This window comes from Pseudonocardia sp. EC080619-01, from assembly GCF_001420995.1.
In the GTDB taxonomy this organism is placed as follows: domain Bacteria; phylum Actinomycetota; class Actinomycetes; order Mycobacteriales; family Pseudonocardiaceae; genus Pseudonocardia.
Map to the genome: position 1 here is coordinate 3465265 of NZ_CP012184.1, position 13121 is coordinate 3478385.

Here is a 13121-nt window from a genome sequence, read left to right on the forward strand (position 1 = left end):
GGAGAGGGATCCCGTGCGAACCGGGGACGGGGAAGGGGACGGACCGATCAGTCGTCGTCGCGGTCGTCGCGGTCGTCGGTGGAGTCGTCGCCGTCGACGTCGTGGTCGAGGATCTCCCCGGTGGCGGCGTCGACGTCGATGTCGTGCTCCGTGCCGCCGTTGCGGACCTCGATCTCCCAGTGGTCCCGGTCGTCCCGGTCGTCCCGGTCGTCGGCGTCGTCGCGGTCGTCGTCGGCCCGGTCGAACTCGACCTCGGTCACCTGCCCGCCACCGGCCCGCTCCAGGGCGATGCGCTCGGCGGCGGCGCGGTCGACGGCCGGTGCCGCGGCGCCCGCGGGCGGGGCCCCGGTGACCGAGGACAGGGCGACGGGGGCGATCGCGGCGTCCCCCGGGGCGAGGGCCAGCGCGGTCCCTCCGCCGACGAGGAACAGGCCGGCGGCGAGGGCTGCAACGGTGGTCCTGGTACGCATCTCTGATCGTCCTCCGTGTCGTGTCCGCTGGTCGACCGGTGTGTCCCGGTGACAGGGAGAACGATGCCGCCGCGGAGGACAAGGCCGCGCTGTGCGAGTCCTAAGGCGACCTCAAGACCGTCGGGTCGGCGTCACTCCGCCGGTGCGGCGAGCTCCAGCTCGACCTGCAGGCCCCCGCCGGGCGGGGAGTGCAGGGCGAGCCGGCCGCCCCCGGAGTCGGCCGTGCGGCGGGCGATGTCGAGGCCGAGCCCGGTCGAGCCCCCGCCGCTGACCCCGCGCGACGTCGGGTCGGAGCCCGGGGGCAGCCCGGGCCCGTGGTCGGTGACGACGAGCCGGGCCCCGCCGCGGGACCGGCCGGTGAGCTCGATCCCGAACGCCGTCCCGTCCGGGGTGTGGGCGAACACGTTGCCCAGCAGCGCGTCCACGCAGGCCTCGAGGTCGCCGCGGGCGCAGCCGACCGGCAGCGGGCCGTCGGCGAGGTCCAGGGTGACGGCGCGGTCGGTGTCCTCGGCGAGCACCTGCCAGAACTCCACCCGTTCCCGGACGACGGCGGCGGCGTCGGCGGACCGGCTCTCCCCGCCCCGGCGCCGGGCCTGCTCGATCGCTCCGGTGACCGCCCGCTGTACACCGTCCACACCGGACGAGATGCGGGCCGACTCGTCGGGGTCCCGCAGCGCCTCGGCGTCGAGCCGCAGCGCGGTGAGCGGGGTCCGGACCCGGTGGGCCAGGTCGGCGACGTTCTCCCGCTCCTCCTTGAGCAGCTCCGAGATCCGGCCCGCCAGCCCGTTCAGCGCCCCGGCGACGACGCCCAGCTCGGCGGGGGCCTCCGGATCGGCGCGGGCCGACAGGTCGCCGCGGGCGAGCCGCTCCGAGACCTCGGACAGGTCGGTGGTCGCGTCGACGAGGGTGCGGGCCAGCCGGTCGGCGACGAGCAGGCCACCGGCGAGGAGGACGACCGACAGCCCGGCGAGCAGCAGCCAGGACCGGACGACGCCGCGGTACAGCTCGTCGTCGGGCACGAAGACCCGGATCGCGGCGTTCCCGGCGGGCGTGCCCTGCACGGCGAAGACCATCTCCCGGCCGCCGGGCGCGTCGGTCGACGCGCTCTGCCCGAGCAGGCCGAGCTCCACCAGCCGGCTGCGCGGTGCGGGCGCGCCGACGATGTCGCCGCCGGGCAGGAACACCGAGACGTCGGTGACGTCCGCGGCGTCGGCGCCCTGCACGACGGGCTGCATCGCGGCGCGGTCCCCGGTCGCGACGGTCGGGGTCAGCGACCGGGCCTGCGAGGTGGCCCCCGACAGTGCGGAGTCCTCCGCGACGGAACGGATGAGCGTGGCCAGCGGGATCGCGAACGCGACCAGCACCAGCAGCACCGTCGCACCGACCAGGACGAGGATCCGGCGGCGCATCAGGCGTCACCGGTGGGTGCGGAGAGCCGGACCCCGACCCCGCGCACCGAGTGGAGGTAGCGCGCGGCCTGCGCGGTCTCCCCGAGCTTGCGCCGCAACCACGACAGGTGGACGTCGACGGTCTTGTCCGCGCCGCCGTAGGGCTGCTGCCACACCTCGGTGACCAGCTCCCGCTTGCTGACGACCTGGTCCGCCCGGGCGGCGAGGTAGTGCAGCAGGTCGAACTCGCGCGGGGTGAGCTCCAGCTCGCCGCCGTCGAGGTGCGCGCGGCGCGACCGCGGGTCCACCGACAACCCCCCGACGACGACCGTCGGGTCCGGCGTCCCGTCGCCGAGCCGCCGCAGGACGGCCCGGATGCGGGCGTCGAGCTGCGCGGCGGCGAACGGCTTGACCAGGTAGTCGTCCGCGCCGGCGTCGAGGACGGCGACGATCTCGGACTCGTCGTCCCTGGCGGTCGCGACGATCACCGGGACGGAGCTGGCGCCGCGCAGCATCCGCAGCATCGTGGTGCCGTCCATGTCGGGCAGCCCGAGGTCGAGCACCACCAGGTCGGGCCGGGTGCCGACGGCGGACTCGAGGCCGGCCATGGCGGTGGGGGCGGAGTCGACGGCGTGCCCGCGCTCGGAGAGCCCCCGGATCAGGGCTCCGCGGATGCCGGGGTCGTCCTCGACGATCAGGATCTGGGCCACGGGGACCGAACCTATCCGCCGCGACGGGCGGGACGGGACGTCCTGGGTGTCGTTTGTGTCCCTATTAGGGATGCGTTAACCCGGGGCCGGGGCATGCTGTCGGCATGGACCGATCGACGAAGCGCACCGCGCGGCCCGGGCTCCAGGTCGGGCTCTGGATCGCGGCGGCCGTCGGCGCGCTGGTGCTCGGGATGACGGCGGTCGGGACGATCGGTTCCGGCCTCGGTGGCGACAGCGGGACGCAGCCGCTCGCGGCCGAGGAGATCGAGGCACGGCTCGCGCGGCAGGTGGCCGCGGAGCCCGGGGCGGGGGCGGCACCGCCCGCACCGCAGCAGCCCGCCGCCCAGCAGCCCGCGGCGCCACAGCCCGCGGCGCAGCAGCCCGCGGGGAAGCCCCCGCCCGCCGTCGTGCCCGCCGGACCGGGCGGGACGATCCTCGCCCGCTGTGCCGGCACCACCCCGGAGGTGGTGTCGGTGAACCCGGCCCAGGGCTTCGAGCGCGACGACGACGATGACGCCGGCCCGGGCCGGGTGGGCCTCGACGGCGACGACGTCGACGTCGTCGTGGCCCTGAGCTGCGCGGACGGTGTCCCCTCCGGTCAGGTGACGGTCCTCGCCGAGGACTGATCCCGCCGCGGCGTCACCCGTGCCTGCTCCGCTCGTGGAAGAAGTCCTCGACCACGGCGAGCTCGCCGGTCCGGGCGATCTCGTCGTGCACGAACCGGCCGACCGCGAGGTCGAGCACGCCCAGCCCGAACGGGGAGAACACCACCGTCCGGTCGGCGGGCACCCGGACCCGGCCGGACATGACGTCGTCGAGCGTCCCGTCCAGGAAGTCCCGGTTCCCGGTCGCCTGCTCCACCAGGTGCGGTGAGGTGTCCGCCTTCAGGCAGTGCTCGACGTCGTCGACGATGTTCGCGGACGCGAGCAGGACCTCCGGCGCGAGATCGCGCAGCGACACGTTGAGCACCAGCGGGGCGTGCGAGAACCAGCCTGGATCGTCGACGTACGGGCGGGCCGCGACGGTGGCGAACACGACCAGGTCGCTGCCGCGGACGAGCGATCCGGCGTCGTCGTGCACCGTGATCCGGCCGCCCGCCCCGGACCGCTCCAGGTAGCCGCGGAACCCGGCCGCGCTGTCGGCGGACAGGTCGTGCACGCCGATCTCGTCGAACTCCCAGCCGGTCCCGGCCAGGAAGGTGTGGATGTAGCGGGCGATCAGCCCGGTCCCGACGAACCCGACCCTCAGCGGCCGGTCCCGGTCACGGGACAGCCGGTCGGCGGCCAGCGCCGCGGACGCCGCGGTGCGGGTGGCGCTGATGATCGAGCTCTCCAGCACCGCGAACGGGTAGCCGGTCGCCGGGTCGTTGAGGATCAGCACGGCGGAGGCCCGCGGGAGTCCGGACGCGACGTTGCCCGGGAAGCTGGAGATCCACTTCAGGCCGTCCACCCGGGACGGGCCCCCGATCGACGCGGGCAGCGCGATGATCCGCGAGGCCGGCCGGTCCGGGAACCGCAGGAAGTACGACGGCGGGTTGACCGAGTCCCCGGCCCCGTGCAGCCGGTAGGTGTCCGCCACGAGGTCGACGATCTCGCGCTCGCGGCCCTGCAGTACCCGGCGGACCTGGCCGCCGGAGATCACCGAGAACGGCGGCGGGTCGAGCGTCTCCCCGGCCCCGGCGGCGGCGTTCTCCTGCACGTCGGTCATCGCAGGTCACCCGCCCGCACCGGGTCGCCGAGGCCGACGAGGATCTCGCGGGGGCCGTCGAACGGGTCGCGGCCGTGCGCGGTCCGGATGTTGTCGACGAGCAGCATGTCGCCCGCCTGCCAGGGTTCGCGCAGGGTGTGCTGCTCGTAGGTGCCGGTGAGCAGCTCGACGACGTCCCGGTCGATCGGATCGCCGTTGCCGAACCGGGTGGTGAACGGCAGCCCGTCCGGCCCGTAGACGTCGACCAGGTAGTCGCGCACCTCGGGCTCCATCGTCCACTCGTTGAGGAAGGCGATCTGGTTGAACCAGCACCGCCGCCCGGTGACGGGGTGCGTCAGTACGGCGCGGCGGTGCTGCCGGGTGCGCAGGCCACCGCCGGGCTGCCAGGCGAACTCGATCCCGGCGGCCCGGCAGTACGCCTCGACGGCGGCCGGGTCGCCGGTGCCGAACGAGTCGGCCACCGAGGCCCCGATCTCGTCGTTGTAGGTGCGGACCAGCTGCCAGCCCTCCCGCTCGAAGCGGCCGACGAGGTCCGGTGGCAGCGCCTCCAGCACCGCCGACGAGTCCGCGACCCCGGTCGTGCCGCCGGAGGCCGGGGCGACCAGGCAGGCGAACAGCATCATGGAGGGGAACTCGGCGGCGTAGCTCAGCTCGTGGTGCATGCACATCTGCTGGCCGGCGGGCCACGGCGTGGCCGAGTAGACGCCATCGGCGTACACGGTGCGGGCGGCGAAAGCCTCCCGCTCGGGCATGAGGGCGTCGGACAGCCCGCGGAAGACGCCCTCGACGTCGGCGGTGCCGGCCAGCCCGAAGCCGCGGACCAGCACCGCGCCGTGCTCGGTCACCAGCCCGCGCAGGGCGGCCCGGAAGTCCTCCCAGGCCATGCCACGGACGGCGTCGGCGGGCAACAGCGGTGGCCGGCCCGGGCGCAGTTCGACCTCGAGCCGGGCTGAGGGGACGGAGGAGGTGGACATCGGTTCTCCCTTCGGTCGGTGGGTCAGGACGCCGGGTGGGCGGTGACGGCCCGGGCCGCGTCGGCCGGACGGGTGCGCAGGAAGTGGTGGCCCCCGCCGGGGAGCTCGACCAGCTCGACCGGGCCGGCGAGCGCCGCCCAGCCGTCGTAGAGGTCCGGGTAGCCGGTCGTGCTCGGGTCGTCCGCGGCGACGACGACCGTCACCGGCGCGGCCACCGGCCCGGCGGGCGGGTCCTCCAGCAGCTCGGCGAGCAGCAGGTTGGCCGAGCGGTGGTCGTGCCGGTAGGCGGCGCCGACCCGGGCCGCCCGCGGCGCGTCCAGCCCGCCGAGGCCGGGGTGCCCGCCCTCGGCGACCGGGCCCGCGGCGACCTCGGCGTCGTCCAGCGAGGTCAGCGCCGCGACCGCGGCCCGCCGGGCCGCGGGGGACCCGGGCAGCTGCGCGCCGGCGAACACCCGGTCGACGGCCGTCCCGCGCGTCTCCAGGGCCCGGGCGGTCTCCAGTGCGAACGCGGCACCCGCCGAGTGCCCCCAGAGCAGGACCCGGCCCGGCGCGAGCGCGACGATCTCGTCGGCGACCCGGGCCGCGACGTCGCCGAGCTCGGCGAACGGCCGGGGCTCGGCCGCGTCGAGGTCGTGCCCGGGCAGCTCCACGGCGTGCACCGCGAGACCGCTGCCGCGCAGCTCCGCCGCCATCGGCCGGTAGCTCACCGCGTTGCCACCGGCGTAGGGGAAGCACACCAGCAGCCCGGTCGCGGACGGGTCGTCCAGCAGCGGGAGCAGCAGCCCGGTGGGTGCCTCCACCCGGCCGTCGACGACCGCGGCCAGGTCGGCGAGCACGGGGTGGCGGGTGATGTCGGCCAGCGACACCACGCGGTCCAGTCCGATCACGACCTTCACCGCGGACAGCGACGTCCCGCCGAGGTCGAAGAAGTGGTCCCGGCGGTCGATCCCGTCGGGCGGCAGGTCCAGCACCCGGGCGACGACGCCGGCGATCCGCTGCTCGGTGGGGCCCTGCGGGGGCTCGTGGCCGTCGCCGGGCCCCGCGGTGTCCCCGGCGTCCGTCTCCGCGGCGATCGCGGCGAGCGCCTTCGTGTCGACCTTGCTGTTGGCGGTCAGCGGCAGCGCGTCGCGGTGGTGGAACGCCGACGGGACCATGTAGCCGGGCAGCGACGCCGCCAGCCGTTCGCGGAGCAGGACGTCCTCGATCGGGGCGCCGGACGCGTAGAACGCCACCAGGTGCTTGTTCCCGCCGGCCCGCTCGGCGACGACGACTGCCGCGTCCCGCACGCCGGGGACGCGGGCGAGGGTGTTCTCGATCTCGCCGATCTCGATGCGGAACCCGCGGATCTTCACCTGGGTGTCGCGGCGGCCGAGGAACTCCAGGGTGCCGTCCGGGAGCCACCGGCCGTGGTCGCCGCTGCGGTAGAGCCGCTGCCCGGGCCGGTACGGGTCGGTGGTGAAGACCTGCCGGGTCCGTTCCGGGTCGCCGACGTAGCCCCGGCCGACGCAGACGCCGGAGCAGACGATCTCACCGGGCGCGCCGAGCGGGACCGGCACCAGGTCGTCGTCGACGACCCGGACGGCGGTGTTGCGCACCGGCAGGCCCAGCGGGACGCGGCCGTGCGCCGGCAGCCGGTCGAGGACGGCGTGGGTGATGTCGTCCGAGGTCTCGGTCAGGCCGTAGGCGTTGGCGATCCGCACGCCCGGCCGGGCCGCGAACCAGCGCGCCGCGAGCTCGGGCTTCAGGGCCTCCCCGGTCGTCGACACGGTGTGCAGGTCCGGCAGGTCGCGCGGGTTCGCGTCCAGGTAGGACAGCACGACCTCCAGGTAGGAGGGCACGACCTGCACGACGTCGACCCGGGCGTCCGCGAGCCGGTCGGTGTACCGGGCGACGTCGAGGATCAGCTCCTGCTCGACGATCACGGTCCGCCCGCCGACGAGCAGCGCCGCCATCAGCTGCCACAGCGAGATGTCGAAGCACTGCGGCGCGGTCTGGGCGACCGCCTGCCCCTCCCCGACACCGAGGTCCTCGATCTTCGCGAACAGGTGGTTGAGCATCCCGGCGTGCTCGCACATGGCGCCCTTCGGGACGCCGGTCGAGCCGGAGGTGAAGTACAGGTACGCGAGCCGGTCCGGACCGATCTCCAGGCCGGGGTCGGTGCCGGGGAGCGCGTCGAGGGCGGGGTCGTCGATGTCGACGGTGCCGACGGTGCCGCTGCCGGGCAGTGTCGCCAGCGCCCCGTCGAGGTTCGTCGTGCTCCCCCGCTCGGTGAGCACCAGCCGGCAGCCGGCGCGGGACAGCGTCGTCGCGATCCGCTCGGACGGGAAGTGCGGCTCGATCGGGAGGTAGGCGCCACCGGCCTTGAACACCGCGAGGACCGACGCCATCCAGCCGAGGTTCCGTTCGGTCACCACCGCGACCGGGTCCTCCGGCGCGAGCCCGCGGTCCAGCAGGGCCCTGGCCAGCCGGTTCGCCCGGGTGTTGAGTTCGCGGTAGGTCCACCGCACGTCTCCGAGCTCCGCGGCGACGGCGTCCGGGTGGGCCGCGACCCGCCGCTCGACGAGCTCGTGGAACCGGGCGTCCGGCAGCTCGCGGTCGGGACCGTCCCGCTCGGTGAGCTGGTGGTGCAGCTCGTCGTCGGCGAGCAGGGAGCGCCGGGCGGGGGCGGCGTCCGGCTCCGCGGTGAGCGCGGCCAGCGCCGTGAGGTGGTAGCCGGCGATCCGCGCGGCGAACCCGGCGTCGGCGACGTCGGTGCGGAAGCGCAGCCGCAGCAGCGGCCCGTCGGAGCCGGTCACCACGCCGACGGTCAGCACGACGTCGCCGGTGGGGTCGCCCGGGTCGCCGTACGGGTCGAGGACGGTCTCGAACCCGGCGTCCTCCGGGACCGCGGGGTTCTCCCCGGCCGCCTCCACCAGGTCCCGCCAGGACCCTGCGGTGGTGTCGAGCCGCCGGGCCACGGGGGCCGCGCCCGCCGCGCCGCGGACACCGGTCACGATCCCCGTCTCGCCGGACAGCGCCGCGAGGACCCGGGCGTGCGCGGCGAGCAGGGCGGCCGGCCCGACCGGCCCGTCGGTGGGCAGCGCGACGTCGGCGACGCCCGTGCCGGGGACCGGATCGGTCGTCCAGCGGGGGATCCGGGTGGCGGGTGCCCGCGTCCCGGACGGAGGTGACGGGGGCGCGGCCGGGCCGGGCCCGTCCGGCGTGGCGGCCGGCGGGACCGGGAGCGCGGACGCCGGCGGTGCGGTGCCCGGTGTGACGGGAGGCGCGGGCCGGCCCGGCGGGGTCGGCAGAGCGGGCCGGGTGGTCATCGGATCGTCCTCTCGGGAGGTGGGATCGGGTGGGGCCGGCGCATCAGGCGGCCTGCCGGACCGGTGGCGCGGGCGGTACCGCACCGGCGGGGGCGGGGCGCCCGGAACGGATCTCGCCCGCCGGGTTGCCGCCCCAGTACGCCCTGGCGGGCACCTCCTCGCCCTTCATCAGGAAGGAGTCGGCGGCGATCTCCGCGTCCGCGCCGATCCGCACGCCGTAGTGGACGAACGCCGCGACCCCGAGGGTCACACCGGAGTCGAGGACGGTCCGGTCGGACTTGAACGCGCCGTCCTCCTGCGAGTGGCACTGGACGATGCTCCCGGCGTTCAGCGTGCAGCCGTCGCCGATCGCGGTGAAGGAGCGCTCGGTGAGGAAGCAGCCGTCGTCGAACACGCGACGGCCGATCCGGACGCCCAGGAGCCGCCAGAGCACGGCCTTGAACGGGGTGCCGTCGAAGGTCGGGAAGTACGACTCGGACGGGATCTTCCAGGCGCGCTCGTGCCGCCAGAACGTGAGGTCGTAGATCGAGCAGCCGTCCGGGGCGAGGGTCTGCATGTGCTCGGTCGCCCGCTCGACCAGGACGAAGAACGCGACGGTGAACAGCAGCGTCGCCGCCGGCAGCGGCAGGAACGCCCACACCCCGGCCGTGCGGGACAGCTCCCACGCCGCGGTGGCCAGCAGGAGCACACCGGTCAGGTGCAGCCAGCGGGTCAGCAGGCGCAACAGGATGCTCACCTCGTTGTGCGCGTCCTTCTCGGCCAGCTGCCGGTGCAGCTCGTCGGGCGGCAGCTCCAGGCCGGTGTCCCGCTCCACCGAGCGGGGGATCTCGAAGCACGGCGAGCCGAGCAGGCCGACACCCTCCCGGACCGGCCCGTCGATCGGGACCATCACCTTCGTCGCGAGCAGGCAGTTGTCGCCGGTGCGGCCCTGCGGCGGGTAGGCGATGTTGTTGCCGAGGAAGTTGTCGGCGCCGATCGACACCCGCGACACCCGGAACGACGACGCCGAGTAGTCGGTGGTGATCATCGACAGCCCGTCCGCGACGACCGTGCCCCGCCCGACCGAGCAGTGGTACGGGGACCCGTGCCGGACCGCCATCCCGAAGTTCGAGCCGGTCTGGACGACCGGGGTGAGCCGGTACCCCAGCCAGCGCAGGTAGCCCACGACGAACGACGAGTCGCCGAACAGCTCGGTGAAGAACTTCCGGTTGGTGCTCCCGGACACCAGCCCGTGCAGCCAGTGGTGGACGCCGTGCAGCCGGTACACCCGGTCCGGGCGCACCAGGAGCGCCGGCAGCCGCGGGACGGTGCCCACCGCCAGCAGCGCGAGGAGGGTGCCCCCGGCGAACATCAGCGTCGAGGCCAGCAGCACCTCGGCGTACCACCCGGGTGCGGTGAACGCCGGGGTGCCGGTGTCGGCGAGCGCGCCGACCGGGGTGAGGGTGAGCAGCAGGGCCGCCCCGCCGAGGACCAGCGGCATGCCCACGAGGAGCGGGACCAGCAGCTGCATCCCGGCGAACAGCGCCCGGCGCAGCGCGGAGCAGGGCAGCGCCGGGACGACGCGGTAGTCGGTGTCCGTCCGGCGGGCCGGCGACCCGTGCCAGCGTTCCCCGGCCGGGACCACCTGCCCGGTGTGCAGCGACGAGGTGTGCCCGAGCTGGCCGCCGTCGCCGATCGCCGTGCCGATGTCGAGCACCGTCTTCTCCCCGACGACCACGTCCCGGCCGAGCGTGACGGGCCCGATCTGGACGACCCCGTCGCGCGCCCGGTAGCCGGACAGGAACGAGTCCTTGCGGACGACGGTGTCCCGCCCGATCGAGAGGAGGTCGGTGCACACCGGCACCTGCCGGGTCAGCACCGTGACGCCGCCGCCGATCCGCGCCCCCAGCGCGCGGAGGTGGAACACGTAGACCGGCGAGCCCACGAAGAGCGCGAGCGGGCTGGACCGGATCAGCGACCGGACGAACCAGAACCGCAGGTAGGCCATGCTCCAGACGCGGATCTGCTGGGGCCGCCACCGGCCGACCAGCAGCCACTTGGCCGCGATCGGCACGGCGCACAGCAGCACGAACGTCGCTCCGGCGAAGGCCACCACCCGCAGGTAGATCTCGACCGGCCCGGTGCCCGCCAGCGCCCACTCGAGGCCCCGGTAGGTCATCAGCATCGGCAGCGCCGGGTAGAGCAGGAACACCAGCGCCTGCAGGGTGCCGCAGAGCGCGTGCCGCGGGGTGCCGACCGGGTCGGGCAGCGCGATCTCGCCGTCCGGGGCCTGCTGCGCCGGCTCACCGCCGCCGGACCCGGGACCGGCCAGGCCCAGCCCGGCCGCGAGCTCGCGCACGGTGCCGTACCGGTACACGTCCTTGATCGAGACCGGGGGCAGGTCCACCCGCTTGCGCAGGACCGCGCAGAACCGGGCCATCGTCATGGAGTCGGCGCCGAGGTCGTCGAAGAAGTGCTGGTCGGGCCCCACCGGGGCGCCCAGCACCCCGGCCAGCGCCTCCAGCAGGCTCCGCTGGGCCGGGCTGGACCCGTCGTCGGCGACGGCCGCGGCCAGCGCCCGGGCCGTCGGGTACCGGTAGACGTCCTTCATCGAGACCGGCGGCAGGTCGTCGCGGCCGCGCAGCGTCGCGCAGAACCGGGCCATCGTCATGGAGTCGGCGCCGAGGTCGTCGAAGAAGTGCTGGTCGGGACCCACCGGGGCGCCCAGGACACCGGACAGCACCTCGGCCAGCGTCGTCGTCGGACCGGCGGCCGGCGCGCTCTCCGGGACCGGGGCGGGTGCGGCGGCGGCCACGGTGGCCGGAGCCGGGTCGAGCGCGGTCCGCGGCCCGTAGCGGTCCCGGTCCCGGTCCCGCCCGCCGACCCGGCCGAGGTACTCCAGCTCACCGGCGGCGTTGACCCGGCCCAGGTCCCCGGTCCGGTAGATGCGCCCCGACGGGTTGCCGGGGATCTCCAGGAAGTCCCGGACGAAGACCTGCTCGGTCAGGTCGTCGTGGTTGAGGTAGCCGCAGGCCAGCCCGATCCCGGCGATCCCGATCTCGCCCGCCTGCCCGTGCGGCAGCGCCCGGTGCGGGTCCGCGACGTCGAGGACGACGGTGCTGTAGGTCGGCAGCGGGAGCCCGATCGTCACCGGGCCGACCGGACGCACCTCGGCCCAGGTCGCCGTCACGGTCGCCTCGGTCGGGCCGTAGACGTTCAGCAGCCGGCGGCCCGGCCGGCACCAGCGGCGCAGCTGGTCGGGGCCGGCGTCCTTGCCGCAGACGAGCAGGAAGCGCAGGCCCGGCAGGTCCGCGTCGAGGGTGGCGAGGACCTCCGGGACGGTGCACAGCGCGCTGACCCGGTGCTCGGTGAGGAATGCGGTGAGCGCGGGGCCGAGCAGCGGGGGACCGGGCGGGCGCGGCACCAGCGTCGCCCCGCACGTCCACGGGACCCAGATCTCCTCGACGGCGAAGTCGAACGCGAGGGGCATCCCCTGGTAGACGCGGTCCTCGGTGCGGATGCCGTAGGTCTCCGCGGCGACCTTCACGAAGTTGCCGATGCTCGCGTGGTCGATCGCCACGCCCTCGGGCCTGCCCGACACCGACGCGTAGCTGATGTAGGCGAGCGGGTTGTCGAGGACGCCGCGTTCGGCGTCGATCAGGCGGCGACCGTCGAGCTCGTCGACCAGCGGTGCGACCGCGTCGAGGTGCACGAGCTCCGCACCGCTCGCGGTCAGCAGCTCGATCCGGTCCACCCGCTGCGCAAGGTGCGACAGCGACAGCACGACGGAGGCCCGTGCGTCCTCGACGATGTAGACCAACCGCCCCGTCGACGCGGTGACGTCCAGGGCGACGTAGGTGGCGCCGATCTTGAGGACGGCGAGCATCGCGACGTGCGCGTGCACCGGCACGTCGATGAGGAGCGCGACCCTGTCCCCGCAGCGCACGCCCCGCATTCGCAGGTAGCGGGCCAGGCGGTTCGCCCGGGCGTCGAGCTCGTCGTAGGTCAGCGACAGCTCGGGGGAGTCCACGGCGAGCCGGTCCGGACGGCCGTAGCTCCGGTTCCAGTCGCACCGCTGCTCGAACAGGTGGTCCAGCCGCTCGTCCCGGCGCACGCGGCGTCCCTGGGGCCGGTCGGTGTCGACCAGCACCAGCTCGGAGATCCGCGGTCCGGGTCCCGGAACCGGTGATCCGGCGTGCTGCGGCACCTGGCCTCCCCCGGGCGACGGGAGGGCACCGGCCGGTTGCCCCCGGTCACTGACGCAGCTCGGAAGGCTGGCACCGGCGTCCGGGCGGGTCAACGGCTGTACGGCGTGCGCGGGGCCCGTATAGCCACTTCTGACGACGGGCGGGCCCGGGACGGTCGGTGCGGACATGGCGCTCCTCGCCGGTGGGGATCGCGGTGACCGGCTGGGGCCGGACATGCCGAGCATCCGCCGCGCGCGGCTCCGGCGGAGCCGGGCGGACCCCCCACGGGGCGGTGCCCGCACGCGGGTGCTGACCCCACCACGGAACGGGGGGCGCCTCCGGCGGAGCGGGTGTGCACACGATCGAGCGGGAGGCCCCGTGCCGCGACCGTTGACGGC

At 75.2% G+C, this 13121-nt stretch carries 8 protein-coding genes; 1 reads left to right on the forward strand and 7 read right to left on the reverse strand.

The window, feature by feature from the left end:
- Window positions 1-47 precede the first annotated feature (47 nt).
- The 3 genes from AD017_RS16210 to AD017_RS16220 form a co-directional block, all read right to left on the reverse strand.
- The gene (locus tag AD017_RS16210) at window positions 48-470 is read right to left on the reverse strand and encodes a PepSY domain-containing protein (RefSeq protein ID WP_060574743.1); all 423 of its coding nucleotides are present in this window, start codon (window positions 468-470) and stop codon (window positions 48-50) included.
- 131 nt (window positions 471-601) lie between these two features.
- Window positions 602-1879 (reverse strand): HAMP domain-containing sensor histidine kinase, encoded by a 1278-nt coding sequence (locus AD017_RS16215; protein WP_060574744.1) that lies wholly within the window; start codon window positions 1877-1879, stop codon window positions 602-604.
- Window positions 1879-2568 (reverse strand): response regulator transcription factor, encoded by a 690-nt coding sequence (locus AD017_RS16220; protein WP_010229499.1) that lies wholly within the window; start codon window positions 2566-2568, stop codon window positions 1879-1881. Before AD017_RS16220 ends, AD017_RS16215 begins: the two co-directional genes overlap by 1 nt.
- Before the next feature lie 104 nt (window positions 2569-2672).
- Here AD017_RS16220 and AD017_RS35820 point away from each other — a divergent pair, with 104 nt between their 5' ends.
- The gene (locus AD017_RS35820; protein WP_010229496.1) at window positions 2673-3194 is read left to right on the forward strand and encodes a hypothetical protein; all 522 of its coding nucleotides are present in this window, start codon (window positions 2673-2675) and stop codon (window positions 3192-3194) included.
- A 13-nt stretch (window positions 3195-3207) separates the two neighbouring features.
- On the opposite strand, the gene sbnB is transcribed toward AD017_RS35820, so the two are convergent.
- Genes sbnB through AD017_RS16245 form a run of 4 tightly spaced genes read right to left on the reverse strand, consistent with a single transcriptional unit; the run spans window position 3208 to window position 12743 of the window.
- Window positions 3208-4275: a 2,3-diaminopropionate biosynthesis protein SbnB gene (gene sbnB / locus AD017_RS16230; RefSeq protein ID WP_060574745.1), complete on the reverse strand. Its 1068-nt coding sequence runs from the start codon at window positions 4273-4275 to the stop codon at window positions 3208-3210.
- Window positions 4272-5249: a TauD/TfdA family dioxygenase gene (locus AD017_RS16235; protein WP_010229490.1), complete on the reverse strand. Its 978-nt coding sequence runs from the start codon at window positions 5247-5249 to the stop codon at window positions 4272-4274. Before AD017_RS16235 ends, sbnB begins: the two co-directional genes overlap by 4 nt.
- Before the next feature lie 23 nt (window positions 5250-5272).
- Window positions 5273-8557: an amino acid adenylation domain-containing protein gene (locus tag AD017_RS16240; RefSeq protein ID WP_082398757.1), complete on the reverse strand. Its 3285-nt coding sequence runs from the start codon at window positions 8555-8557 to the stop codon at window positions 5273-5275.
- A 43-nt stretch (window positions 8558-8600) separates the two neighbouring features.
- On the reverse strand, window positions 8601-12743 hold the full coding sequence (locus tag AD017_RS16245) for a Pls/PosA family non-ribosomal peptide synthetase (protein ID WP_060574746.1): 4143 nt from the start codon (window positions 12741-12743) through the stop codon (window positions 8601-8603).
- Window positions 12744-13121: the final 378 nt, after the last annotated feature.